Raw genomic sequence first — 24,855 nt, forward strand, 5'->3', positions numbered from 1 at the left:
AATATTCTGTTAACCCTAACGGACAGTTAAGAACGCCGACTCAGGCGCCCGCCGCACGGAGACCATCGAATGCCTGTCGAACTCGTCGAGAAGAAATTGCCGGGCGCACTGCCGGTTCATCTGGTCGCCAGGGACGGCCTGGACGCGGCCGGTCTTGCGCCAGCCGCTATCGCCTGGGCCAGAGCCAACGGCTTTTCCGGCGAGGCAGGCAGGACGCTGGTCGTGCCTGGCGAAAACGGAGCGCTCGGCGGCGCCTTGTTCGGTATCGGCGATGGCGAAGGCACGCTCGCCCTCGGCGCATTGTCGAAAGCCTTGCCGGAAGGCGACTGGCATTTCGCCTCGATGCCGGTCGAGCCGGAACTCGCGGCAACCGCGCTGGTGCTCGGCGGCTATGTCTTCACCCGTTATGGCAAGAAACCCGGCAAGGCGCTGCGCTTCGGCCTGCCTGCCGGAGTCGATGCCGGGCGGGTTCGCCGCATCGCCGATGGCGTTTTCCTGGCACGCGATCTGGTCAACACGCCGACCAGCGATATGGACCCGGAAGACTTGGAGAAGGCGGTGCGGACCCTGGCCGGCAGCCACAAGGCCAAAGTCTCGGTGGTCACGGGTGACGATCTCCTCGAGCAGAACTTCCCGATGATCCATGCCGTCGGCCGCGCGTCGACCGCCGCGCCGCGCCTGATCGACATGCATTGGGGGCAGCAAGGCGCGCCGAAGGTGACGCTGGTCGGCAAGGGTGTCTGTTTCGACACTGGCGGTCTCGATATCAAGCCGTCGTCCGGCATGCTGTTGATGAAGAAGGACATGGGCGGTGCCGCCAACGTGCTCGGCCTGGCCTCGATGATCATGGCTGCCGGGCTGAATGTGCGGCTGCGCGTGCTCATTCCCGCGGTCGAGAATTCGATTGCCGGCAACGCCTTCCGGCCTGGCGACGTACTGACGAGCCGCAAGGGCATCACTGTCGAGATCGGCAACACGGATGCCGAGGGAAGGCTGGTGCTGGCCGATGCGCTGGCGCTGGCCGACGAGGAGGAGCCGGGGCTTCTGGTCGACATGGCGACGCTGACCGGGGCTGCCCGCGTCGCGCTGGGCCCCGATCTTCCGCCGTTCTATACCGGCGACGAAGTGTTGGCATCCGATCTCGCTGAGGCTTCCGTCGCGGCAGAGGACCCGCTGTGGCGCATGCCGTTGTGGCGGCCTTACGATGCCAAACTGTCGTCGAAGATCGCCGACATCAACAATGTTACCACGGACGGTTTCGCCGGCTCGATCACGGCGGCACTGTTCCTGAAGCGCTTTGTCGAAAAGACCGCGGGCTGGGCGCATTTCGACATCTTCGCCTGGAACCCCGCCGACCGCCCGCATGGCCCCGCCGGCGGCGAAGCGCAAGGCATCCGCGCGCTGGAGCGGATCATTTCGAAACGCTTTGGCTAGCAACAAGAAGGTTAGCGACTGAAACGGAACCGAAACAATTTGCCGTCATGCTGGCGCGATGTCGATTGCGATGCGCCCGAGCCAGGCCTTGCGACTGTGGCAGCAAGTGATGCTGTCGCAGGTGCGCGACAATGCGCCTGATCTGACCATGCGCCAGACCGCGATCCTGTTCACAATCTATCTTGACCCGCCGCCACATACCGTGCGCGGGCTAGCCGCCCGCCTCAACGTCACCAAGCCGGTGATCACCCGCGCGCTCGACACGATGGGTGCATTGAAACTGGTGTCGCGGCATCGCGATGAGCTCGACAAGCGCAATGTTCTGATCAGGCGCACGGTCGAGGGCGCGCTCTTTGTCGAGCGCTTCGGCGATGGTATCATCGCCAAGGCCCACGAGTTACCCATCTAATTTCAGAGTTGCCGATTTGACTGCCAGGGATGCCCGCCTTCACGCTTTCCGTTCCGACCTTGCCGATGCACGGCTGAAGGGCGAGGTCGCCGCCGACCGCTTCGTCGCTGGCCGACCAGCGCGGATCACCGCGTCCGTGGCCGATATCCGCAAGGCGCCGCGGCCGGATGCCGGCGTCAACACGCAAGCCCTGTTCGGCGATGATGTCCTCGTCTTCGAGGTCACTGAGGGCTGGGCCTGGATCCAGGGCGAACGCGACGGCTATGTCGGCTATGTCGCCGATACCATGCTGGGCGGGCGGGACCATGCGCCCACGCACATCGTCTCGGCACCACGCACTTTTCTTTATCCTGGACCCGATCTGCGGTTTCCGATCTCAGGACAATTGTCGATTGGATCGACGGTGACAGTGACGGATGCGGCCGAGACGCGCGGCACGCCCTATGCCGTCCTGCCCTCCGGCGAGGCGATCATCGCGGGTCATCTGCGGCCTCTCGGTGATGTGGCCACCGATTATGTTTCGGTGGCTGAGATGTTTCTCGGCACACCCTATCTCTGGGGCGGCGCTTCCGGCTTCGGCATCGATTGTTCGGGCCTGGTGCAACTGGCGATGCGCATGGCCGGCAGGAACGTGCTGCGCGATACCGACATGCAGGCGGCGACGCTCGGTGAGCCGCTGGAACCGGGACCTGATTTCTCAGGGTTGCGGCGCGGCGATCTGGTGTTCTGGAAGGGCCATGTCGCCGTCATGACCGACGCCGACACCATGATCCATGCCAACGGCCACACCATGCTGGTGTCGCGCGAAGGGCTGAAGGATGCCGTCGCCCGCATCGGCTACCTCTATGGCGACCCGACGGGGTTTCGGCGGCCGTAGGAAAGAACGATCCCCTTTTGTTCCGATTCTTCTTGGCGATTGACTGCCGTCGCGCTACCTCTGGCGGGTGACAGAGCAGCCGCGCCTTGCCGAACAGAATGCCACCGTGGCCCTGCCCGAACCATTCATCCGATGGTTTGGCGAGAAAGGCTGGTCGCCGCGCGCTCATCAGATCGAGTTGTTGGCGAAGGCTCAAGCGGGGCAATCGGTCCTGCTGATCGCGCCGACCGGCGCCGGCAAGACGCTGGCCGGGTTTATGCCCTCGCTGACCGAATTGGCCAACCGGCCTAAGAGGAAACCTGGCCAGGCGCAGCGCGGCATTCACACGCTCTACATCTCGCCGCTGAAGGCACTGGCCGTCGACATCGAGCGCAATCTCGGCAAGCCGGTGGAAGAAATTGGTCTGCCTGTCACCATCGAGACGCGCACCGGCGACACGCCCGCCCACAAGCGCCAGCGCCAGAAGCTGGTCCCGCCCGATATTCTGCTGACCACGCCCGAGCAACTGGCGTTGCTGATTGCAGCAGGCGATGCGAGACGCTTTTTCGAGGACCTGCGCTACGTCGTGCTCGACGAGTTGCATTCACTGGTCACGTCGAAACGTGGACATCTGCTGGCGCTCGGCCTGGCGCGGTTGCGCGGCTTTGTCCCTGGCCTGCAAACGATCGGGTTGTCCGCGACGGTGGCCGAGCCGGACGAGTTGCGGCGCTGGCTGGTCAGCCAGAATCCGCCCAAAGATTCGACGAGCCCGGGGATGGCCGAATTGATCGTCGTCACCGGCGGTGCGAAGCCCGAGATCTCCATCCTCGATTCGGAAGAGCGCGTGCCGTGGGCAGGACATTCAGCACGCTACGCCACGCCGGAGATCTACCGCGAGATCAAGCGCCACAGGACGACCTTGCTGTTCGTCAACACCCGCAGCCAGGCGGAGCTGCTGTTCCAGGAATTGTGGCGGGTCAACGAGGACACCTTGCCGATCGCACTGCATCACGGCTCGCTCGACGTCGCCCAGCGCCGGCGCGTCGAGAAGGCGATGGGAGACAACGCACTGCGTGCCATCGTCGCGACGTCGACACTCGATCTCGGCATCGACTGGGGCGATGTCGACCTGGTCGTCCATGTCGGTGCACCGAAGGGTGCGAGTCGGCTGGCGCAGCGCATCGGCCGTGCCAATCACCGCATGGACGAGCCATCCAAGGCGATCCTCATCCCGGCCAACCGTTTCGAGGTGCTGGAATGCCGGGCGGCCCTCGACGCCAATTATCTCGGCGCGCAGGACACGCCGCCATTGATCGATGGTGGGCTCGATGTGCTGGCCCAGCATGTGCTGGGCTGCGCATGCGGTGCGCCGTTTCGTGCCGATGATCTGTTCGAGGAGGTGCGCACGGCTGCGCCCTATGCAAGTCTCGATCGGTCGACATTCGACCGCGTTGTCGATTTCGTCGCCACTGGCGGCTATGCGCTCAAGAACTATGAGCGATACGCCCGCATCCGGCTGAACAAGGACGGGTTGTGGCGGGTGTCCAATCCCCGCGTTGCCCAGCAATACAGATTGAATGTCGGCACCATCATCGAAGTGCCGGCGCTCAATGTGCGCTATGTGCAGGCTGGCAGCAGAGGCGCGGCTTCGCGCGGCGGCCGGGTTCTCGGCAAGATCGAGGAAGCCTTCCTCGAAACGCTGACGCATGGCGATACATTCATGTTTGCCGGCAAGGTGTTGCGCTTCGAAGGCATTCGCGAGAATGAGTGCTTCGTGTCGAACGCGCCTGGCAGCGATGCCAAGGTGCCTTATTATGGCGGCGGCAAGTTTCCGCTTTCGACCTATCTCGCTGAACAAGTCCGCATCATGCTGGACGACCCGCAGCGATGGAAGAAGCTGCCGGAGCAGGTGGCTGATTGGCTGCGATTCCAGGCCGACAAATCGGTACTGCCGAAACGCGACGACCTGTTGATCGAGACCTTTCCGCGCGGCAACCGCCACTATCTGGTGGCCTATCCGTTCGAAGGCCGGCTGGCGCACCAGACGCTCGGCATGCTGCTCACCCGCCGCTTGGATAGGGCGGGAGCCAGGCCGCTTGGCTTCGTCGCCACCGACTATGCATTGGCCATATGGTCATTGGGCGATATGGGCGCGATGTTCAAAGCCAGGAGGCCTTCGCTTAGTGCGCTTTTCGACCAGGACATGCTGGGCGACGACCTCGAAGCCTGGCTGGCCGACAGTTGGCTCCTCAAGCGCACATTCCGCAACTGCGCGCTGATCTCGGGACTGATCGAAAAACGTCATCCAGGCCAGCAGAAAAGCGGCCGCCAGGTCACCGTCTCGACCGATCTGATCTACGATGTGCTGCGCAGCCACGAGCCCGACCACATCCTGCTGCAGGCGACGCGTGCCGACGCGGCGACCGGTCTGCTCGATGTCAGCAGACTTGGCGACATGCTCTCGCGCATCCAGGGTCGAATCGTGCATAAGGCGCTCGAACAGATATCGCCGCTCGCCGTGCCGATTATGCTCGAGATCGGCAAGATGCCGGTGAACGGTGAGGCCGATGAAACGCTGCTGATGGATGCGGCTACACTGGTCGAGGAGGCGATGGGGCCGGGAATGCGTGAGGAATGAATTTTTCGCTGGCGCGCGTATCGCTGATAGCCGAGGCCGACCTTGTCGGCATCGCCGGCGAGCGCGCGGTATGCGACCCGCGTGGCGTGCTCTATTTTCCGGATCTGCGGCTTCTGGCCGTGTCCGATCTGCATCTGGAAAAGGGTTCGTCGCTTGCAAGGCGCGGCACGCTGATCCCGCCCTATGACACCGGCGCAACCCTGCTCAGACTGCAGGCGGTGATATCAGACTATCAGCCATCCATCGTCATCAGCCTGGGCGATAGCTTCCACGATGCCGGTGGCGCCGAACGCATGCATGCGAGCTTCCGTGAACGGCTGGAGGCGCTGATGGCAGGCCGCGACTGGTTCTGGGTTGCCGGCAATCACGATCCGGAAGCACCCGCCGACCTGCCCGGCGAAACAGTGCGGGAACTCGCCATTGGCTCGCTGCTGTTCCGGCACGAGCCGTCGAAGGTGCGCGTCGAGGGCGAAATAGCGGGCCACCTGCATCCCTGCGCCCGCATCGTGCAGCAGGGCCGCTCGGTGCGTCGGCGCTGCTTTGCCGGCGACGGTGGCCGCATGATCATGCCGGCCTTCGGCGCCTATACCGGCTCGCTCAACGTGCTCGACCGCGCCTATGCCGGACTGTTCCGCCTGGACACGCTGATGGCCTATATGCTTGGCACGGGCCGTATCTTCGCCATCTCGCACTCGATGCTCAGGCCCGGCTGAAACAGCCCTATCTGCCGTAATAGAGCGTGACGGTGTGCTTCGCCTCGGCGAAGAACAGCCAGCGTTCGACCAGCATGCCGGCGAACTGCACGATCGCGGCGAGCACCGATAGCGCCGCTGCGAAGGGCCAGGGCAGGGCGAAAGTAGCGGCGAACAGCAGGAGGGGCAAGGCGAAGGCCAAAGCCTGCGTGATCTGACGCAGCCGCGCGCCGTGCTTGCGCGCGATGCGAAAGCCCATTTCCTTGAGCAGGTAGTTTTCCTCTGTATGCGGCCATTCCAGCGAGCGCACCGTGCCGCCGGCCAGCCCGGTTGCGGTGTTGGCGGTGGTCGGGATTTCCAGCCGGTCGTTGTAGCGCCAGGTCGCCAGCTTCCAGCCCCAGCCGAGCAAGGTCAGAAGCACGCAAGCCACCAGGATCGTTTTCGAGCCGAGAGCAAATCCCTGTAGCAGCGCGTTCAGCAGCACGCTGCCGGTCATCGCCGAAAAGATCAGGTAAGCCGGCAACGTGTAGCGGCTGTGCCACTGGGCGATCGGTTTCAGCGAGGCATAGATCATGCCTGTGGTGCAGACGGTGACAACCGCGCCGCACGCGGCCAGTAGTCCAGCAATGGCCACCCAGCCACTGGTGCGGCCAAAAAATACCCAACCGATGCCGAACAGTCCCGCCGGGATGAAGGTGATGACCGAGGCGACGCCTTCACGCGACAGCCATGAACTGCGCCATTGCGAGAACGCCCGCCAGGCGCGCTCGGGCCTGCCGAGATGACCCGCCGAAGACAACAATCCGGCCGCGATCAAGCCGAGTGCCAGCCCAAGGCCAACAAGCCCAAGCCAGAAGTCAGGTGGGACAAATCCCTGCCCGGCGAGCACGCCAAGCAGCGCCAGCAATCCATAGCCGGCACCGGTGGCGGTGGTGAAGAAGACGACGGAGAAGGCTGGATGCATGGGCTAGTTCGAAAGCATGCGGTCGACCCAGCCGAGGAAACCGCCTTCGGCCCGCACCGGTTCGAGGGCCGGCGCGGCCACCGATGCGGCGCGCTTGGTATGGGCGCGCGGCGGCAGGTATTTGTTGGTCGGGTGATAGCCGAGCTCCGGCATCAGGTCGACACCGCCGCGCTCCGCCACCAGTTGCGAGACAGCTGACAGGGGATCGCCTAGGTCGCCGAAATGCCGGGCGCTGGTCGGGCAAGCGGCGACGCAGGCCGGCACGCGGTCTTCTTCGGCCAGATTGTCATTGTAGATCCGGTCGACGCACAGCGTGCACTTCTTCATGACGCCGACATCGGTGTCGAATTCGCGTGCGCCGTAAGGACAGGCCCAGCTACACAATTTGCAGCCGATGCACTTGTCCTCGTCGATCAGCACGATGCCGTCCGAAGCCCGCTTGTAGGAGGCGCCGGTCGGGCAGACGGTGACGCAGGCCGGCGTCTCGCAATGCAGGCAGGAGCGGGGAAAGTTGACGGTGCGCCCGCCCATCTCGGTCGTGTGTTCGTAGCTGTGCACGCGGTTGAACCAGACGCCGTCGACATGGCCCCCATAAGGGTCGATGTCGGTCAGCGGCGCCATGTGGCCGCCGGTGTTCCATTCCTTGCAGGCGGTGACGCAGGCCTGGCAGCCGACGCAGGTGTCGAGATCGATGATCAGCCCTAGTTTCTTGCCGCTTTGACTTGGCAGGCAGGTCATTCGGCCGCCTCTCTCGCCCTGCGGAACTCAGCGCCGAAAGTCAGCTTGTCGGGCGAGGGTTCGAAATGCGGTGGCTGCTGGAAACGCTCGAATTGCGGCTCGGTGAAGCCGGCCTCTTCCGCCGCGCATTTGACGACGCGCACGCGCAGATCGAACCATGCCGCCTGGCCGGTGACCGGATCGGAATTCGAATAGCGCTTGCCGTTGGCGTCGGCCGAGGTCTGGTCGCCGATGATATGGTTGAGCAGGAAGCCGCGATTGGATTCAGCCGCGTCGTCCTTCAGCCCCCAGCTGCCGCGCCGCTTGCCGATGGCGTTCCAGGTCCAGACCGTGCTTTCGTTCACTCCGTCGATCAGCTTGATCTGTCCCTTAACCCTGCCATTGATGCTCTCGATCCACACCCAGTCGTCATCGACAAGGCCTAGATCTGCTGCCGTCCGGTGATGCACGAACAGCCGGTTCTGGCTGGTGATCTGCCGCAGCCACGCATTCTGCGATCCCCAGGAATGGTACATGTGCATCGGCCGCTGCGTCAGTGCATGCAGCGGATAATTTTCGAGGCCGACGACCGCTTCCTCGAAGGGCATGTACCAGAACGGCAGCGGGTCCATGTAGGTCTCGATGCGTTGGCGATCGCCCTCCGGTGGCAAGACGCGGCCATGACCGCGCGCGGCCAGCCGGAAGCGTTGCATCGGCTCGCAATAGAGCTGGAAGACGATCGGCTCCGCCTTGGGGATGAAGCCCATCTGCACCGCGAAATCGAGATAGGAGCGGTTGGACATCTTGTAGTAACGCTGGTCATCCGCGAAATCGTGATGCCAGAAGCCGCCATTGTCGATGTAGCGTTGCAACTGGTCCGGATTGGCCTCGCCCCTGCCGGTCGAGGTTCCATCCTTGCCACGCCAGCCGGCGAGCGGGCCGATGCCGGGCGTGCGCTCATGGTTGACGATGTAGTCGGCGTAGTCGCCATACTTGGCCGAGCCATCGTCGTTGACGAAGCCGGGCAGGCCGAGCCGCGCGCCGAGTTCGATCAGCACCGACTGGAACGGCCGGACATCACGGTCCGGCTCGACAACAGGATGACGAATGGCGTCCCCCGGCCCGTCGGCATGGCTGATCGGCCGGTCGAGCAGGCTGATGCAGTCATGCCGCTCAAGATAGGTCGTGTCCGGCAGCACGAGGTCGGCGAACGGCACGGTCTCGGAATAATAGGCATCGGAATAGATGATGAACGGGATCTTGTAGTTGCCCTCGTCATCATAGTCGGTCAGCATTGCCATGGTCTCGACGGTATTCATCGAGGAATTCCACGCCATGTTCGACATGTACATCATCAGCGTGTCGATCCTGTAGGGATCGCCGGCCCAGGCGTTGCGGATGACGGTGTGCATCAGGCCATGCGCGGCCAGCGGCGCATCCCACGAATAGGCCTTGTCGATACGGGTCGGTGTTCCGGCCGCATCGACCAGCAGGTCGTCCGGCCCGCAGACGAAACCGAGTGGCATGCCGTCGAGCGGCGTCATCGGCTTGATGGTCTTGCCGGCCGGTTTCGGTTCGGGCGGCGCGGATCGGGGATAGGGCGGCTTGAAGCGGAAGCCGCCCGGCACATCCACGGTGCCCAGCAGCACCTGAAGCAAATGGATGGCGCGGCATGTATGAAAACCGTTCGAGTGGGCGGAGATGCCGCGCATGGCGTGCATCGAGACAGGCCGCCCCTTGATCGTCTCGTGCCTGCGCCCGGCCCAGTCGGTCCAGGCGATAGGCAATTCGATCGTCTGTTCGAAGGCGACATGGGCGAGTTCGGCGGCGATCCTGCGGATCGTATCGGCGGCAATGCCGCAGCGCTCGGCGACCGCGTCCGGTGCATAGCTCTCATCAAGGTAGCGGTCGGCCAGCAACTGGAACACCGGAACGCAGCGGCGTCCGCCGATCGTGAAGTTGCCGGTCAGCGCGGGTCTCGCAGTGGCATCGGTGGCGCTGACCGGTGTCTTCGCCACCCTGTCCCAGGCCAACGGATTGCCATCGCCGTCACGGACGAACAGCCCGTCATCGGCCGCTTCCGGCTCCTGAATGACGAGGACGTGAGCGTTGGTGTAGCGGATCAAGTAGTCGAGATCGACGCGGCCCGCCCTGAGCAATTCGTGGATGAGGGCGAATACGAACAGGCCGTCGGTGCCGGGCCGGATACCGATCCAGTCGTCGGCGATCGCATTGTAGCCGGTGCGGCACGGATTGATCGAGACGACTTTGGCGCCGCGCGCCTTGAGCTTGCCGAGACCGATCTTGATCGGGTTGGAATCGTGGTCCTCGGCGACCCCGAACAGCATGAAGTACTTAGCGTTGTCCCAGTCCGGTTCGCCGAATTCCCAGAACGAGCCGCCGATCGTGTAGAGGCCGCCGGCCGCCATGTTGACCGAACAGAAGCCGCCATGGGCGGCGAAATTCGGCGTGCCGAACCGGCTCGCCCACCAGCCGGTCAAGGATTGGGATTGATCGCGGCCGGTGAAGAAGGCCAGTTTCTTGGGGTCGGTCCGACGGATGTTGGAGAGCCGCTCGGTAGCGATCGAAAACGCCTCTTCCCACTCGATCTCGCGGAACTCGCCAGAGCCGCGCGGGCCGGTGCGCAGCAATGGCTTCTTCAGCCTTGCCGGGCTGTAGTGCTGCATGATGCCGGCGCTGCCCTTGCCGCAGATCACGCCGCGATTGACCGGATGGTCCTTGTTGCCGTTGATGTAGCGGACCTTGCCATCCTTGATGTGGACATCGATGCCGCAGCGGCAGGCGCACATGTAGCAGGTCGTCTTGGCGATGCTGTCGGAAACGGCAGGCGAGGTGTCGACGCCATCGCCTTCATCCGGTGCGCGGGTGTCGGCAAGCGGGCGTTGCGATGGTGCCGAATTCGCGCCGCGAGGCGGTCCCTGCATCATGATCCGGGGATGCCCGTGCGGCCAACGGATTTGGCCCGTGTCTTCGGTCCGGGGCCGCGCATGTAGTGCTCTTCCGGATGATATCGATCGCCGGCCAGCCGCCGCCTTATGCCGCGGGTCCAATGCGCAAGCAGGGATCTGAACCGCCCGATCATTCTGCTCTCTGCGATCTCCCGGCGAGTTTTTTCTAACTTCGCGGCAAAACTTAGAATAAAGATATCGATCTGTCTAATCAATTGTTCTTGTAAATTCGATCGATATTGTTTCTTAATGCGCCCATGACCCTGGACCAATTGCGGATTTTCGTCGCCGTCGCCGAGCGCGGCCATATGACCAGGGCGGCGGAACTGCTGGGCATTTCGCAGTCGGCCGCATCGGCGGCCATCCGGGCGCTTGAAGAACAGCACGGCGTCCATCTGTTCAACCGGGTCGGCCGCAACATCGAGCTCGCCCAGACCGGTCACCGGTTCCTGCCGGAGGCCAAGGCCGTGCTCGAACGGGCCGCCGCCGCCCGCAATGTGCTGGAACATGTCTCGCAGACGGTCACCGGCAGCCTCTCGATCGCCGCCAGCCAGACCATCGCCAGCTACTGGCTGCCGCGCCGGCTGGCTTCCTTCCACGAAGCCTATCCCGCCGTCAGGCTGAGCGTCAGCATCGGCAACACCAGGCAGGTCGAGGCCAATGTCCTCGATGGCGCGGCCGATCTCGGTCTGGTCGAGGGGCGCACCGAGTCCGACATCCTGCGCCGCGCCAAGGTCGACATCGACAGGCTGATGCTGGTCGTTGCCAGCTCGCATCCGGAGATCGCCGAAGTTACGCCCGGCCATCCTGACATCAAGGGCCTGCGCTGGATCATCCGCGAGGGCGGTTCGGGCACGCGCGAAGTGCTGGAGGATCTGGCGCGCCGCGAAGGAATTTCGCTAGCCGACCTCCAGATATTCCTGGTGCTGCCGAGCAATGAGGCTATCCGCCAGGCGGTCGAGGCGGGAGCCGGCGCCACCATCATTTCGGAGCTTGTCGTGGCCCGCGCCGTGGCCGAAGGCAGTCTCAGGTCCGTGCCGCTCGACTTGCCGAAACGCGACTTCGCCATGATCACCCATCGCGATCGCCAGGCAAGCCTGGCCCAGATGGCGCTCAAGGCGCATCTGGGTACGTCAGCAGACCATGGGTGAGACGCGCGTCAGCCGTATTTTCGCTGCGCATCCAGCGCCAGGCCAAGTCCGACCGAGCCGAACATGTCGCCTTCGATGACGGATGCCTGCGGCACCAGCGACAGGATCTCTCGCCTTGCCAGCGGGATCGCGGTCGATCCGCCGGTCAGGAACACCGCAGTGATGTCGAGCGGCCTGACCTGGGCGTCCTGGATGGTCTGCCCCACCGTTGCGGTGACCCGCTCGATGTCCCTGGCAATCGTGGCATCCAGCCCACCGCGCGTGATTTCGGCGGCGAACTCGGCGCCCGGTAGCTTCACTGCCACATGGGCGGACGAGCTGTCGGTCAGCTCGATCTTGGCCTTTTCGACAAGTGCCGCCAGCGCATGTCCGTAGCGGTGTTCGACGATGTGGATGAAACGGTCGACAAGGTCGGCGCGCTCGGCCTCGTAGCGGATCTGGCGCAGATGCGTCATCGCCTTGGCGGTGTAGACCAGGTTGATGCGCTGCCATGTCGCGAGGTCGATGAAGTAGCTTGCCGGCAGATTGCGCTTGCCATCCTTGGTTGGCGTCAGGTAGCCAAGCTGCGGCATCACATGGGCGATGCTCAGCAGCCGGTCGAAATCCGTGCCGCCGATATGGACGCCCCGGCTGGCCAGGATGTCGTCCTTGCGGTCGAGCGAACGGGAACGCTGCGGTGAAACGCGCACGATCGAGAAGTCCGACGTGCCGCCGCCCATGTCGATGATCAGCGCCAGTTCCTCGCGCGTCACCTTCTGTTCGTAGTCGAGCGCCGCCGCGATCGGCTCGAACTGGAAAGCGATGTGCTTGAAGCCCTGGGCGCGCGCGGCGTTTTCGAGTTCGCTTTGCGCCTTCGCATCGGCCTCGGTATCGTCGTCGACGAACTGCACCGGCCGGCCAAGCACCACGGTCTCGACCATGTCGCCGGCATCTACCTCCAGCTTCTTCTTGAGATGGCCGAGGAACATGCCGACGATCTCCATGAAGCCAATCGACCGCGATTTGATGCGTGTCTTTTCATGGGCAAGCGAACTGCCGAGCACGCTCTTCAGCGAACGCATCAGCCGGCCCTCGATGCTGTCGGTGTAGTTGGCGATGGCCTGGCGGCCGAAACAGGTGCGGTTGTCCTCGAAGTTGAAGAACACGGCACTGGGCAGCGTGACCTGACCGTCTTCAAGCACGACGAGGCGCGGCTGCCCGTTCCGGACCACACCGACGGTGGAATTGGAAGTGCCGAAGTCGATGCCGCCGAAGGCTGGTCGCATGACAAGTTCCTGTATTTGTCGTCGGCGAGCCGATAGGCGCCATGAGAAATCGCGCGCTGCCCGGGGACAGGCTGCTCTGCCGAACCGAATTGTTTGTGTCTGCCAGTTGGCTGGGGAGCGCGGTCTACCGCATGCTCCCACAAAGGGAAACCACTTTTCGGGAAAAGTTCTAAAGCGCGTCGTGTTTGAACGGATTCAGGCGACGCGCTTTAGGTTTTTGACTCGATGCATGTCGTTTTCCCAAAACCGGGGCCACTTTTGGGCGACATTGCATTAGTCTCGCCGGAAGATCAGCCTTCCGAGCCAGCCTGTCAGCATGGCCAGCGATATGGCGAAGACGCCATAGAGGAAGGAATAATTGTGCGCGACACGGAAGATCGACTGTTCGAAACCGGATTTGCGGATTTCGAGCTGCGCCGAGCTTTCCTTGATGAACAGGCCGCTCTTGAACAGGAAGGCGCGCGCCTTGTGGGTGCCGACCGGAACATTCGGCGCCAGCCTGACGGTGGCGCGAAACAGGTTCTGCGACAGGAATTGCACGCCGCCGACATTCTCGCTGTAGAGGCCGGTCGCCGACTTGCGCTCCCGCAATGCAGCGGTGAATTCCTCGATCGTCGCCGGGCTGTCGCCGGCATCGGCGGGCTGCATGTAGAGGTTGGAGGCGCCGAGCGACAGCTGCTTGTAGCTGTTGGGTTCGGTGATGTCCTGCAGCGGTCGCGTCGTCGCCACCGAATAGGACATCGGGACGTTCTCGAAGGTCTCGGAGTCCAGATTGACCCAGACGCCGAGCACTCGGTCCTTGCGGCGCACCACCACCGGTTTGGGCGGACCTTCGAGCACGACGATGACATCGTAACGGCCCTGGCGCGCGACGAATGGATCGGGATTTTCCAGCGAACCGAAGATGGTCAGGTCGGCGCCGGAAAAGCCGGCGGTGATCGAGACATTGTCGGTGGAGAGCCCGATCTGAATGCCTTCCGTCAGCGGGATCTGTGCCTTCGCCGGCATGGTGGCCGCAAGCAAAGACAGGAAAATGGCGGTTGCGAACGCGTTCGGAGCCCTCATCAGTTGAGGCCCGTGGCGGACAGCGAATAGAGATTGGGCGGGGTGACGAAAAGATCGATGGCCAATCGTATCGCCACCGCCAGCACCAGCAGCGCCAGCAAGGCCCTGAGCTGCTCGCCGCGCAGCCTCTGGCCGGCCTTGGCGCCATATTGCGCGCCGGCGACGCCGCCCGCCATCAGCAGGAAGGCCAGCACGACGTCGACCGTCTGGTTGGTGGTGGCATGGACGAGCGTCGTGTAGGCGGAGGTGAAGATGATCTGGAACAGCGAGGTGCCGATGACGACATTGGTCGGCACTTTCAGGAGGTAGATCAGCGCCGGCACCATGATGAAGCCGCCGCCGACGCCCATGATCGACGATAGGAAGCCAATGCCGGCGCCAAGGCCAAGCACCGGGATGACGCTGACGAACAGTTTTGATGCCCTGAAGCGCATCTTCAACGGCAAGCGATGGATCCAGTTGTGCTGTCCGGATTTCTTCAGCACCGGTGCCGCGCCGCTGCGCGTGGCGCGTAGCGCATTGACGCTTTCGACCAGCATCAGGCCGCCGACGGTGCCGAGCAGCACGACGTAAAGCAGCGAGATGAACAGATCGAGCTGGCCGAGGCGGCGCAGGAAGGCGAAGACGTAGATGCCGCCGGTGGAACCGATGATGCCGCCGGCCAGCAGCACGCCACCGAGCTTGAAGTCGAGCGTCCCCCGCTTCATGTGCGAAAGGACGCCGGAGACGGAGGAGGCGATGACCTGGTTGGCGCCGGTGGCGACCGCGATCGCGGGAGGTATGTTGTAGAAGATCAGCAGCGGCGTGATGAGGAAGCCGCCGCCGACGCCGAACATGCCCGACAGGAAACCCACCGCCGCACCCATGGCCAGCAGGACGAAGACGTTGACGGAAATTTCCGCGATCGGGAGATAGATGCCCACCCGTCAGTCTCGATCAGTTCTGCCTGTCGGTGAATGCAACCGTTGCGGGCATCTTGGCCCGACAAGCCAATTCGTTCTTGCGCCGGAGGTGCCGCGAAGTCAAACCACGCTACGCCGCCGAAACAAAAAACATCTCAATCAGTTAACAGGCAAATGTGTGGCAAGGGCGTCGTGGAAGCGACGCCTCTGCCGTTATTTGCGCGCCAGCAGCGCCTTGACCAGTTCTTCATCGACCTCGCCGGTCGCCGGCATCTTGTTGTCGGTCTGGAAAGCCATGATCGCGGTCTTCGTCTTCTGGCCCATCTTGCCGTCGGTGCCGCCGGCATCGTAGCCATTCTTGTTGAGAATGCGCTGGATGTTCTGGACGGCCTTCTTCATGTCGATACTGGCCGTCGTCTGCGGTGCGCCGTCCTGCCAGGATTCGGGAACGTCGGCCGAATTGGCCGCCGCGTCCAGCGGCTTGGGCTTCCACAGTTCGACTGCGGCGCGGGCGCGTTCGAGCTGCTCGGGCCGCAGCGCATTGGCGATCTCGTCACGCTTGGCCGCCGCATCCTTGTCGCCGGTCTTGGCGACGAGCGCGAACCATTTGTAGGACTCTTCGAGGTTCTGCTTCATGCCGACGCCCTTGGCGGTGAGGATGCCGAGATTGAACTGGCTGTCCTTGACGCCGACGTCGGCCGCCGCCTGGAACCAGTGCGCCGCCGATTCATTGTCGGTCACGCCGTCCGCGGCCATGGCGAACAGCACGGCCAGATTGTGCATGCCGCTGGCGTTGCCCTGCTCGGCGGAAAGCTGGTACCAGGTCTTCGCCTTCTTGATGTCGCGCGCGACACCGATGCCCTTTTCGTAGAAATTGCCAATGCGATATTCGGCCGGCGCGAAGCCGAGTTCCGCCGACTTCTCGTACCATTTGGCAGCTGCCGCCATGTCTTCCTTGACGCCGCGCGACTCGGCATAGCGCGAGCCGATCTCGAACAGCGCCTTGGCATCGCCACTGGCGGCGGCATCGCGCAAGGCGACCGGGCCGGCGTCAGCGGGAATGTCGATCTTGGCCGTGGTCGCCGCCGGCGAAGCATCCGTTGGCGGAACCGCGCCCGTGGTGTCCTTGGCGGCGGCCGGCTGGGCCGTCATCGGCTGGGTGCTTGTGTCGGCATCGCTCGTATCCGTGGCGGTTGAAACAGTGGGGCCCGGGGCAGTCGTGGCCGGCGCGGTCGAAGCTGTCGTGTCGGCCGTCGCCGCGTTGGCATCGGCGGGCGTAGCCGAAGCGACGGAGGCGGGAGCCGGCTCGGCTGCCGGCGCGGCATCCATCGACGGCTCGGCGCCCGGCGGCGTCGCCATCGTGCCTTGCGCCGCCATGTCGTCATTGATTGCCGGTTCGGACGGCTCGGCCTGTCTCACGGTACGATCCGGCGCGCTTTCCACTGCCGCGGGCTGAACGTCTGTCCGTGGCCGGCCAGCGGCGTCGAATGAGGCGGTTTTCACCGGCTGCGAGGCGACGATCGGCGCGACGTCGTTGCTCGCCACCTGGGCGGGATCGGCGAAGAAGGCCTTGCTCAGTTGCAAGGCGCCCAGCGCCAGCAATATCGCGGTTGTCCCCATCAGGATCGGCTTGCGCCGTGCCTTGAGCAGCTCGCCGATCCGCAGCGCCTTCACCGGTCCGGTTATTGTCGACTGGCGCTTCACCGCGTCGGCCTCGGCGGCGGCTGCCTGCGCCGCGCGCCGGGCCGCGGCGATGAAATCCGATTTCGCGGCATCGGTGTCGCTGGGCTTGGCCGGCTGGCCGCGCTCGTCGCGCACACGCTTCATGATGGCGTTGAGGTCAGGTGCGCCGGAGCCGGGCTCCAGCGGCCGGTTGGCCATTTTCGGATCGAGCGGCTCGTCGAGATCGACACTCGGTACAGGGGCACTCGGCGCCGAGCCGGCCAATGGCGGAATGTCCGCCTCCTTCTTGCCCTTGAATGCGCGGGCCAGGCCGCCGAACATTGATTTGCGGCCGCCCGCCTGTTCGCTTTTCTCGGCAATCGGGTCGGAGCCGAGCGCCGCCATGGCCGCAGCAGCGGCGGCCTCGGCGGGCGTGCGAGTGCCCAGGCCCAGGCCGCTGCGAGCGCCCGGCTCGTTGCGGGGGATCGCGGCGGCGCGGCCATCGAGATCGGCCATGTCCCCAGTCAATGGCAAGGGCTGATCGATATCCATCGACGGCGGCTCGACGGCCATCTTGGGTCGCCGGGCGCCGCGCCAGTTGCTCGGTTCGGCCGGTGCCGTATCCAGCAATTCGCTCATCGCCTCGATTGGCTCGCTGGGTTCCAGCGAACCCAGCCGGTCGACGATCTTGAGCAACGTGTCGTGGATGGCCTCGAACGTTCGCGAATTGCGCTCGTCGGAGCGGCGCGTCAGCGTTTCAAGCGTCTTCAAATCCTGTGCAAGGCCGGAAACGGCGGTCGTGTTGGCACTCGAACCGGCCAGCGATCGCACCGCGTTCTCGGCCGCTTCGCGCGCCGCGCCGAGGATGGAATCACGGGTTCCGGCCAGCGACTTCTCGATTTCGTTGAGGCGCGGGCTGATGTCCTCGAATTCCGGCAGCGGCGTGCTGGGCCTGGAAAGATGGGCGGACAGGCCGGCGACCTGCGCCTCCAGGCTGCGGATCAGCGCCGGATCGATGCCGGCCACCTGCGCGGCCGACGCATCCAGCCGGCTTGAAATGTCTTCGAGCCGGCTTTCCAGGCCGCGGATCGCCGCCTCGCCGGTGGGATCGGGAACACGCGTTTCCATGCGCTTGGCCAGCGCGGTGAAGCGGGCATCGATGGCATCCATGATGCCGGCGCTATCGATTTGCGGCATCCGCTGGTCAAGCCTGTCGGCAACCTCGTCAAGCCGGCGTTCGAGATCGCGAAACAGCATGTTGCCCTGTTCGATGGCGTCGCCCTGTCGGCGTTCCATCATGCCCGACAGCACGTCGAAGCGTTGCTCCAGCCCGTGGAAGATGTAGTCGGCGTCAGGCATGGCGGGCGCCTGGTCGATCTTGTCGGCGATGAGTGCGATCTGCTTGGCTAGGCGCTCCATTGCCTGCTCGGGCAGATTGGCACGGCCAGCGAGCTCGTCGACCCGGCTCGATAGGGTGCTCAGCCGGTCCATGACCGCGTTATCGGGCCGATCCTGCGCCACTTCCTCGATCTGCCGGGCAAGCGAGTCGATCCGCTTCTCGATGCGCTCGAAGGCCTCGTGGTCGAATGAATTGGCTTGCGCAGCGACCGTCGATGCAACGATGGCGCGGGAAATCTCGTCCAGCCGCTCGTCGATCATGCCAAGCGTGTCGCTGCCGCGATTGTCTTGCTGGCTGGCGAAGTGATCGACGGCGCCGGCAAGCGTGCGCACCTTTTCCTCCAGCGAGCGTAGCGACAGCGATTCCGGCAGGTTGTTGACGGCGTTGCTGATCTGCTCCAGCCGGTCGGTCAGCATCGACAGGCCTGGATCGTCCGAGCGCTTGCGCTGATCGGCGTCGACGCGGTCCTCGAAAGCCGTCCAGCGACGATCGAAATCGTCCCAGCGGCGGTCGACCTTCTGCACGCTCTCTTCACGTGCCAGCGTGTCGATCGCGGCTTTGACCTGTTCGAGCTCGAGTCGCAGCATGTTGACGCTTCTGTCGCCGCTCTTTTCGGCCAGCGTCTGGATGGCGCCGGAAAGCCGTTCGAATTCAAGGCCGAGTTCGGCGCTGCCCTTGGCCGAGGCGCCGGGCCTGGCGCCCGACTGGAAAGCCCGCTCGATGTCCTTGCGCAGTGCTTCGAATTCACGCTGCAGCCCGGCGGTCATCTGGTGGCGCAATTCCTCGCGCATGCCGCGCAACTCGCCGGCGATCTTGCCAACCATGGCAACGCCGTCTTCCTGACCGCGCACGCGATCGATGTCGCGGGCAATGGCCTGGTAATTCTGCCCGAAAGCGGCGGCTCCCTGCATCGGGGTCTTCGGGCGCGGCGCGGCCTGCGGATCCTCATACCAGCGCTGCTGGCTGGCGGGTCGGGCGGCGGGATAACGTGCATCGGCGCCATATTGACGGGGATCGGGACGTGCCATCGGGTCCTCGCGCGTCCGCTCCAGCCGCTGCTCCAGCGTTTCCAGCGACCGGTTCAACTGCTCAAGCGTGGTCTGCGGCCTGCGCTGCCTGCCGGCGTTGAGTGTGTCGAGATAGGACCGCTTGCTGTTCATAGGTGCGTCCGTCTTTCAGAATGGCTGGCTCGCGGCCAGTTCCCTCAAGTCCCTGTCGGAACGAGGCGACCGGCGGCTATGCCGCGGTGGAAGACGAGCTTCCCGGGTTCTCACCCGCGCTCCGAAAAACCGTGAAAAATTCGATACAGGATAAACACGGGTAGCCGACGCGCTCACATTTCCCCCAACGTGGTAAACAACGCGTTAACCAAACTTAAGAAATTGAAAGGATGTTGGCTCCGCCTGACGGTGCGGCATAAAGTTCGGACTCGGAACGCCCTTGCGCCATGAGGCGGCAATCGGTATAGAATTGACGTAAACGTAAAAGGCGCGTCGAGCGTGCTTTTTTGCGATTTGTTTGTTGAAACCACGACTGGAAGCAGGCCCCCGCTTCCAGTCAGGCGACACACGGTCTAGGACCGCGACGCCATCAGACGGGGAAAGCCAGTGACTATGAAGCTTATCTCGGCCGGCGAGACCGCGGCCAATACCAATATGTCCGTCGAAGCCGGCGAGGACCTTGTCCGCATCGGCGAGATGGCAAAAAAATACGGAGTGACACTGCGCACGCTGCGTTTCTACGAAGACAAGGGCCTGCTCAACCCGCGGCGTGACGGTTCGACCCGTCTCTACACGCGCCGCGACAAGGCTCGGCTGAAGCTGATCCTGCTTGGCCGCAAGGTCGGGTTCTCGCTGCGCGACGTCAAGCAGATGATGGATCTTTACGATCCGACCGGTTCAAACACCAAGCAGCTGCGGCTGGCGTTGGACAAATCGGAAAAGCAGCTTGCCCGCCTGCAGAAGCAACGAGCGCTGATTGACGACGCCATCAACGAGCTGAGCGGCTCGATGTCGGCAGTGCGCCGGATGCTGGCCGAGCGGTCCGCACCGCAGGCGAGCGCCGCCAGCTAAAGCAATTCCAGGAAAAGTGTGAATCGGTTTTCCCGGGAAAGCGCGTAGCGCTTTACCTTCGGAATTGCGTCAAGCTGGTAAGTCATCCGCCTGAATGTCTGATTATCAAAGCCGCGCGGCCCCGCCGCGCGGCTTTCGTTATCTTCGCAAGCGCTGCCATGCCGCTACGCTCATTGCTGCAATGAGCGGGAAATCTCGTCGCATCGAAAAAATTGACGTTTACGCAAACGTCAATTTTTGCTATCCCGCTCTCAACATCGGTCCGCATGCCGCCCCTGGCTGTCATCGGGGCGTTCGGACCGGGTTCGCAGGGTGGAGAAAACGCATGCCGACATACAGGGCTCCCGTCCAGGATACGCTGTTCGTGCTCAACGAGGTGCTGGGCTACCAGCGCTATTCGAACCTTCCCGGATTTTCCGACGCCACACCCGATGTGCTCGAGGCGATCCTCGCCGAAGGCGCCAAGCTCGCCGAAAACGTCATGCACCCGTTGAACCGTGTCGGCGACATGGAAGGCTGCGTTCGTCATGACGATGGTTCGGTGACGACGCCGAAGGGCTTCAAGGAGGCCTTCAACCAGTATCGCGAGGGCGGCTGGATGGGACTGGCCGCACCGGTCGAGTTCGGCGGCCAGGGCCTGCCCTACGCTGTACACACTGCAGTCTCCGAATACATGGTCTCGGCCAATATGTCGCTGATGATGTATCCGGGCCTGACGCAAGGCGCGATCGCGGCGATCATCACCCACGGCACCGACGAGCAGAAGGCCCAGTGGCTGCCCAGGATGATCGAAGGCGCCTGGACCGGCACAATGAACCTGACCGAGCCGCATTGCGGCACCGATCTCGGCCTGCTGCGCACCAAGGCGGTGCCGAACGGCAATGGCACCTACAAAATATCAGGCCAGAAAATCTTCATTTCCGCCGGCGAACACGACATGTCGGACAACATCGTCCATCTGGTGCTGGCCCGCATCGAGGGCGCGCCGGAAGGCGTCAAGGGCATCTCGCTGTTCATCGTGCCGAAGCTCATGCTCGACGCATCGGGCAATCCGGGCGCCAGGAACACCGTCTCCTGCGGCTCGATCGAGGAGAAGATGGGCATCCACGGCAATTCGACCTGCGTCATGAACTATGACGAGGCGCAAGGCACGCTGCTCGGCGAGGCCAATGGCGGCCTGAAGGCGATGTTCACGATGATGAACGAGGCGCGCCTCGGCGTCGGCCTGCAAGGGCTGTCGCTTTCTGAGATCGCCTACCAGAACGCTGTCGCCTACGCCAAGGACCGCCTGCAGGGCCGCTCGCTGTCGGGGCCGAAGGCGCCCGACAAAAAGGCCGACCCGATCATCGTCCACCCCGATATCCGCCGCAGCCTGATGACCATGAAGGCCTTTAACGAGGCCGGTCGCGCGCTGGCGCTGTGGACGGCGATCAAGTCCGATATCGCCCACCGCTCCGGTGACGACAAGGACCGCCAGGCAGCCGACGACTACACCGGCCTGATGACGCCGGTGATCAAGGGCGTGCTCACCGACAAGGGCTTCGACCACGCGGTGATGGCGCAGCAGGTGTTCGGCGGTCACGGCTACATCGAAGAGCATGGCATGAGCCAGTTCGTGCGCGATGCCCGCATCGCCATGATCTATGAAGGCGCCAACGGCATCCAGGCGCTCGACCTCGTCGGCCGCAAGCTCGGCCTGAATGGAGGCCGCGCCGTGCAGGCCTTCTTCAAGGAGGTCGGCGAATTCTGCGAGGAGAACCGCGCTAACGATAAGATGGCGCCGTTCACCAAGGCCTTGAAGAAGGGTCTCAACGATCTGCAGGCGGCGACCATGTGGCTGGTGCAGAATGGCATGGCCAAGCCCGACAATGCGGGCGCCGCCTCGACCGACTATATGCATCTCTTCGGCCTTGTCGCGCTCGGCTACATGTGGGCGCGGATGGCCAAGGCGGCTCTTGGTAAGACGGGCGCCAATGGCGTCCAATCCTCTTATGAAAACAACGTAGCCTTCTACGACAACAAGGTCGTGACGGGGCGCTTCTTCATGGAGCGGATCATGCCGGAGACATCAGCGCATCTCGCCCGCATTTCGAGCGGCGCCGACACGCTGATGGCACTGCCGTCGGAAGCGTTCTAAAGTTAGTTTCCCTCCCCGTGAGGGGAGAGTGGCCCGAAGGGCCGGGTGGGGTCCTGCGTAAAGCGCGCCGACCTCAACTCTGAAGATGCGCTCTGGGAGGAGTATCATACAGCATGACCAACCCAGCCGAAATCCTTGGCCTTCCCAAGCCCGCCTGGGCGGCGGACGAGGTCGGCATGCTCTACGACATGGCGCACCGCTTCATGTCGGAAGAGATCGCGCCGCGCTACGACGAGTTCGAAAAGAACGAGATGGTCGACCGCGAAAGCTGGCTGAAGGCCGGTGCGGCTGGCCTGCTCTGCGCCTCGATGCCGGAGGAATATGGCGGCTCTGGCGGTACCTTCGCGCATGAGAGTGCCATCATCGAGGCCATCGGCCATGTCGGTGTCGATGGTTTCGGCATCGGCCTGCACAATTCGATCGTCGCTCCTTACATCCTCCATTACGGCTCCGAAGAGCAGAAGAAGAAATGGCTGCCGAAGCTGGCGACAGGCGAACTGATCGGCGCCATCGCCATGACCGAGCCCGGCGCCGGCTCGGATCTGCAAGGCGTCAAAACGCGGGCCGAGAAGGATGGCAACCAGTACAAAGTCAACGGTTCCAAGACCTTCATCACCAACGGCCAGCTGGCAAACTTCATCATCATCGTCACCAAGACCGATCCGGAGAAGGGCGCCAAGGGCACCTCGCTGATCGTCGTCGAGACCGACGAGGTCGAAGGGTTCCAGCGTGGCCGCAACCTCGACAAGATCGGCTTGAAGGCCAACGACACATCGGAGCTGTTCTTCAACGACATGCGCGTGCCGACCTCCAATCTGCTCGGCCATGAAGAGGGGCAGGGCTTCGTCCAGCTGATGCAGCAATTGCCGCAGGAGCGGCTGCAGATCGGCACCGGCGCAATCGCCATGATCGAGCGGGCGCTGGCGCTGACCATCGACTACGTCAAGGAGCGCAAGGCGTTCGGCAAGGCGATCATCGATTTCCAGAACACCCAGTTCAAGCTGGCCGAGCTCAAGACCGAGGCCACCATTGGTCGTGTCTTTTATAACGACTGCGTCACTCGCCACATCAATGGCGGCCTCGATCCCGTGACCGCATCGATGGCCAAGTATTGGCTCAGCGACCTGCAGGGAAAAGTCGTCGACGAATGCCTTCAATTGCATGGCGGCTATGGCTACATGAATGAATATCCGATCGCCCGCATGTTCCGCGACGCCCGCGTCCAGCGCATCTACGGCGGCACCAACGAGATCATGAAATTGCTGATCGGACGCTCGCTCTGAGCAGCGTCGGATAAACCAAGGAGCAAGAGATGGCCGAAGCTTATGTCTATGACGCCGTGCGGACGCCGCGCGGCAGGGGCAAGAAGGACGGATCGCTGCACGAGGTGCCGGCGGTTCGGCTTGCCGCCAAGACGCTCGAAGCGCTGCGCGACCGCAATGGGTTGGACACCGGCACTGTCGACGACATCATCTTCGGCTGCGTCGATCCGGTCGGCGAGGCGGGCTCGGTCATCCCGCGCGCCGCCGCCTTCGAGGCCGGCTACGACACCAAGGCGCCCGGCATGCAGATCTCGCGCTTCTGCGCTTCCGGGCTCGATGCCATCAATTTCGGCGCCGCCAAGATCGCGCAGGGCGCCGACGAGATCGTCATCGCCGGTGGCGTCGAATCGATGTCGCGCGTCGGCATGGGTGCCTCCGGTGGCGCCTGGTTCATGGATCCTTCGGTCGGCCTGCCCGGCTGGTTCGTGCCGCAAGGCATCTCCGCCGACCTGATCGCCACCAAATACGGCTTCAGCAGAGACGACGTCGACGCCTATGCGGTCGAGAGCCAGAAGCGCGCCGCGAAATCCTGGGCCGACGGCCGCTTCAAGAAGTCCGTCATTCCGATCAAGGACCAGAACGGCCTGACCATCCTCGACCATGACGAGCATATGCGCCCGTCGACCGACATGCAGTCGCTGGCCTCGCTCAACCCGTCCTTCATCATGCCTGGCGAGATGGGCGGCTTCGATGCTGTCGCCGTGCAGAAGCATCCTGAGGTGGAAGAGGTCAACCACGTCCACCATGCCGGCAATTCATCCGGCATCGTCGACGGCGCGGCGGCCGTGCTGCTCGGTTCGAAGAAGGCCGGCAAGGCGATGGGCATCAAGCCGCGCGCCCGCATCCGCACCTTCGCCAACATCGGCTCCGAACCGGTGCTGATGCTGACCGGCCCGGTCGACGTCACCGAGAAGCTGTTGAAGCGCGCCAAGATGAAGCTGTCCGACATCGACCTGTTCGAGCTCAACGAGGCCTTCGCCTCGGTGGTGCTGCGCTACATGCAGGCGTTCGACATTCCGCATGACAAGATCAACGTCAATGGCGGCGCCATTGCCATGGGCCATCCGCTCGGCGCCACCGGTGCCATGATCTTGGGCACGGTGCTGGACGAACTCGAGCGCCGTGATTTGAACACCGCCTTGGTGACGCTGTGTATCGGTGCCGGCATGGGCACCGCAACGATCATCGAACGCGTCTGACG

At 63.7% G+C, this 24,855-nt stretch carries 17 protein-coding genes; 10 read left to right on the top strand and 7 right to left on the bottom strand.

Features of this window, described 5'->3' with window-relative positions; translation table 11 throughout:
* Positions 1-69: 69 nt before the first annotated feature.
* From NKG99_RS18745 to pdeM, 5 genes are all read left to right on the top strand, one after another.
* Positions 70-1,434: a leucyl aminopeptidase family protein gene (locus NKG99_RS18745; protein ID WP_352870172.1), complete on the top strand. Its 1,365-nt coding sequence runs from the start codon at positions 70-72 to the stop codon at positions 1,432-1,434.
* Between the two features lie 58 nt (positions 1,435-1,492).
* Positions 1,493-1,843 (top strand): MarR family winged helix-turn-helix transcriptional regulator, encoded by a 351-nt coding sequence (locus NKG99_RS18750; RefSeq protein ID WP_352870173.1) that lies wholly within the window; start codon positions 1,493-1,495, stop codon positions 1,841-1,843.
* On the top strand, positions 1,806-2,720 hold the full coding sequence (locus NKG99_RS18755; protein ID WP_502910973.1) for a C40 family peptidase: 915 nt from the start codon (positions 1,806-1,808) through the stop codon (positions 2,718-2,720). The genes NKG99_RS18750 and NKG99_RS18755 overlap by 38 nt, the downstream gene beginning before the upstream one ends.
* A gap of 67 nt (positions 2,721-2,787) precedes the next feature.
* Entirely contained in the window at positions 2,788-5,337 is a 2,550-nt protein-coding gene (locus NKG99_RS18760) for a ligase-associated DNA damage response DEXH box helicase (RefSeq protein WP_352870175.1), read from the top strand.
* Entirely contained in the window at positions 5,334-6,050 is a 717-nt protein-coding gene (gene pdeM, locus NKG99_RS18765; protein ID WP_352870176.1) for a ligase-associated DNA damage response endonuclease PdeM, read from the top strand. Before NKG99_RS18760 ends, pdeM begins: the two co-directional genes overlap by 4 nt.
* Before the next feature lie 7 nt (positions 6,051-6,057).
* Here pdeM and NKG99_RS18770 read toward each other — a convergent pair whose 3' ends face one another.
* Genes NKG99_RS18770 through NKG99_RS18780 form a run of 3 tightly spaced genes read right to left on the bottom strand, consistent with a single transcriptional unit; the run spans position 6,058 to position 10,658 of the window.
* Entirely contained in the window at positions 6,058-6,993 is a 936-nt protein-coding gene (locus NKG99_RS18770; protein ID WP_352870177.1) for a dimethyl sulfoxide reductase anchor subunit family protein, read from the bottom strand.
* A gap of 3 nt (positions 6,994-6,996) precedes the next feature.
* Positions 6,997-7,731 carry a 4Fe-4S dicluster domain-containing protein gene (locus NKG99_RS18775; protein ID WP_352870178.1) on the bottom strand — a complete coding sequence of 245 codons (735 nt, stop codon included), beginning with the start codon at positions 7,729-7,731 and terminating at the stop codon, positions 6,997-6,999.
* A complete protein-coding gene (locus NKG99_RS18780; RefSeq protein WP_352870179.1) occupies positions 7,728-10,658 on the bottom strand; it encodes a molybdopterin oxidoreductase family protein in 2,931 nt (976 codons plus the stop codon). The genes NKG99_RS18775 and NKG99_RS18780 overlap by 4 nt, the downstream gene beginning before the upstream one ends.
* Positions 10,659-10,936: 278 nt before the next feature.
* Between NKG99_RS18780 and NKG99_RS18785 the strand changes: the two genes are divergently transcribed.
* Positions 10,937-11,830 (top strand): LysR substrate-binding domain-containing protein, encoded by an 894-nt coding sequence (locus NKG99_RS18785; RefSeq protein ID WP_352870180.1) that lies wholly within the window; start codon positions 10,937-10,939, stop codon positions 11,828-11,830.
* A gap of 8 nt (positions 11,831-11,838) precedes the next feature.
* Here NKG99_RS18785 and NKG99_RS18790 read toward each other — a convergent pair whose 3' ends face one another.
* The 4 genes from NKG99_RS18790 to NKG99_RS18805 form a co-directional block, all read right to left on the bottom strand.
* Positions 11,839-13,095 carry an Hsp70 family protein gene (locus NKG99_RS18790; RefSeq protein WP_352870181.1) on the bottom strand — a complete coding sequence of 419 codons (1,257 nt, stop codon included), beginning with the start codon at positions 13,093-13,095 and terminating at the stop codon, positions 11,839-11,841.
* 273 nt (positions 13,096-13,368) lie between these two features.
* On the bottom strand, positions 13,369-14,160 hold the full coding sequence (locus tag NKG99_RS18795; protein ID WP_352870182.1) for a TIGR02186 family protein: 792 nt from the start codon (positions 14,158-14,160) through the stop codon (positions 13,369-13,371).
* Positions 14,160-15,083, bottom strand: a complete 924-nt coding sequence (locus tag NKG99_RS18800; protein ID WP_352870183.1) for a sulfite exporter TauE/SafE family protein — start codon at positions 15,081-15,083, stop codon at positions 14,160-14,162. The genes NKG99_RS18795 and NKG99_RS18800 overlap by 1 nt, the downstream gene beginning before the upstream one ends.
* A gap of 192 nt (positions 15,084-15,275) precedes the next feature.
* Positions 15,276-19,283: a peptidoglycan-binding protein gene (locus NKG99_RS18805; RefSeq protein ID WP_352870184.1), complete on the bottom strand. Its 4,008-nt coding sequence runs from the start codon at positions 19,281-19,283 to the stop codon at positions 15,276-15,278.
* Positions 19,284-19,736: 453 nt separating this feature from the next.
* Here NKG99_RS18805 and NKG99_RS18810 point away from each other — a divergent pair, with 453 nt between their 5' ends.
* From NKG99_RS18810 to NKG99_RS18825, 4 genes are all read left to right on the top strand, one after another.
* Positions 19,737-20,195 (top strand): MerR family transcriptional regulator, encoded by a 459-nt coding sequence (locus tag NKG99_RS18810; RefSeq protein ID WP_352870213.1) that lies wholly within the window; start codon positions 19,737-19,739, stop codon positions 20,193-20,195.
* A 325-nt stretch (positions 20,196-20,520) separates the two neighbouring features.
* Positions 20,521-22,332, top strand: coding sequence for an acyl-CoA dehydrogenase (locus NKG99_RS18815; protein WP_352870185.1), 1,812 nt, complete (start codon positions 20,521-20,523; stop codon positions 22,330-22,332).
* A gap of 113 nt (positions 22,333-22,445) precedes the next feature.
* On the top strand, positions 22,446-23,615 hold the full coding sequence (locus NKG99_RS18820) for an acyl-CoA dehydrogenase family protein (RefSeq protein WP_352870186.1): 1,170 nt from the start codon (positions 22,446-22,448) through the stop codon (positions 23,613-23,615).
* A gap of 29 nt (positions 23,616-23,644) precedes the next feature.
* Positions 23,645-24,853: an acetyl-CoA C-acetyltransferase gene (locus tag NKG99_RS18825; RefSeq protein ID WP_352870187.1), complete on the top strand. Its 1,209-nt coding sequence runs from the start codon at positions 23,645-23,647 to the stop codon at positions 24,851-24,853.
* Positions 24,854-24,855: the final 2 nt, after the last annotated feature.

The sequence above is a fragment of the Mesorhizobium sp. M1409 genome (genome assembly GCF_040317535.1).
Lineage (GTDB): Bacteria > Pseudomonadota > Alphaproteobacteria > Rhizobiales > Rhizobiaceae > Mesorhizobium.

Bases quoted from the DNA above. Each gene is read 5' to 3' on its own strand.
- pdeM (WP_352870176.1), top strand. From the start codon at position 5,334: ATGAATTTTTCGCTGGCGCGCGTATCGCTGATAGCCGAGGCCGACCTT.
- NKG99_RS18795 (WP_352870182.1), bottom strand. From the start codon at position 14,160: ATGAGGGCTCCGAACGCGTTCGCAACCGCCATTTTCCTGTCTTTGCTT.
- NKG99_RS18810 (WP_352870213.1), top strand. From the start codon at position 19,737: ATGAAGCTTATCTCGGCCGGCGAGACCGCGGCCAATACCAATATGTCC.
- NKG99_RS18790 (WP_352870181.1), bottom strand. From the start codon at position 13,095: ATGCGACCAGCCTTCGGCGGCATCGACTTCGGCACTTCCAATTCCACC.
- NKG99_RS18775 (WP_352870178.1), bottom strand. From the start codon at position 7,731: ATGACCTGCCTGCCAAGTCAAAGCGGCAAGAAACTAGGGCTGATCATC.
- NKG99_RS18780 (WP_352870179.1), bottom strand. From the start codon at position 10,658: ATGATGCAGGGACCGCCTCGCGGCGCGAATTCGGCACCATCGCAACGC.
- NKG99_RS18745 (WP_352870172.1), top strand. From the start codon at position 70: ATGCCTGTCGAACTCGTCGAGAAGAAATTGCCGGGCGCACTGCCGGTT.
- NKG99_RS18755 (WP_502910973.1), top strand. From the start codon at position 1,806: ATGGTATCATCGCCAAGGCCCACGAGTTACCCATCTAATTTCAGAGTT.
- NKG99_RS18770 (WP_352870177.1), bottom strand. From the start codon at position 6,993: ATGCATCCAGCCTTCTCCGTCGTCTTCTTCACCACCGCCACCGGTGCC.
- NKG99_RS18750 (WP_352870173.1), top strand. From the start codon at position 1,493: ATGTCGATTGCGATGCGCCCGAGCCAGGCCTTGCGACTGTGGCAGCAA.
- NKG99_RS18785 (WP_352870180.1), top strand. From the start codon at position 10,937: ATGACCCTGGACCAATTGCGGATTTTCGTCGCCGTCGCCGAGCGCGGC.
- NKG99_RS18825 (WP_352870187.1), top strand. From the start codon at position 23,645: ATGGCCGAAGCTTATGTCTATGACGCCGTGCGGACGCCGCGCGGCAGG.
- NKG99_RS18820 (WP_352870186.1), top strand. From the start codon at position 22,446: ATGACCAACCCAGCCGAAATCCTTGGCCTTCCCAAGCCCGCCTGGGCG.
- NKG99_RS18805 (WP_352870184.1), bottom strand. From the start codon at position 19,283: ATGAACAGCAAGCGGTCCTATCTCGACACACTCAACGCCGGCAGGCAG.
- NKG99_RS18815 (WP_352870185.1), top strand. From the start codon at position 20,521: ATGCCGACATACAGGGCTCCCGTCCAGGATACGCTGTTCGTGCTCAAC.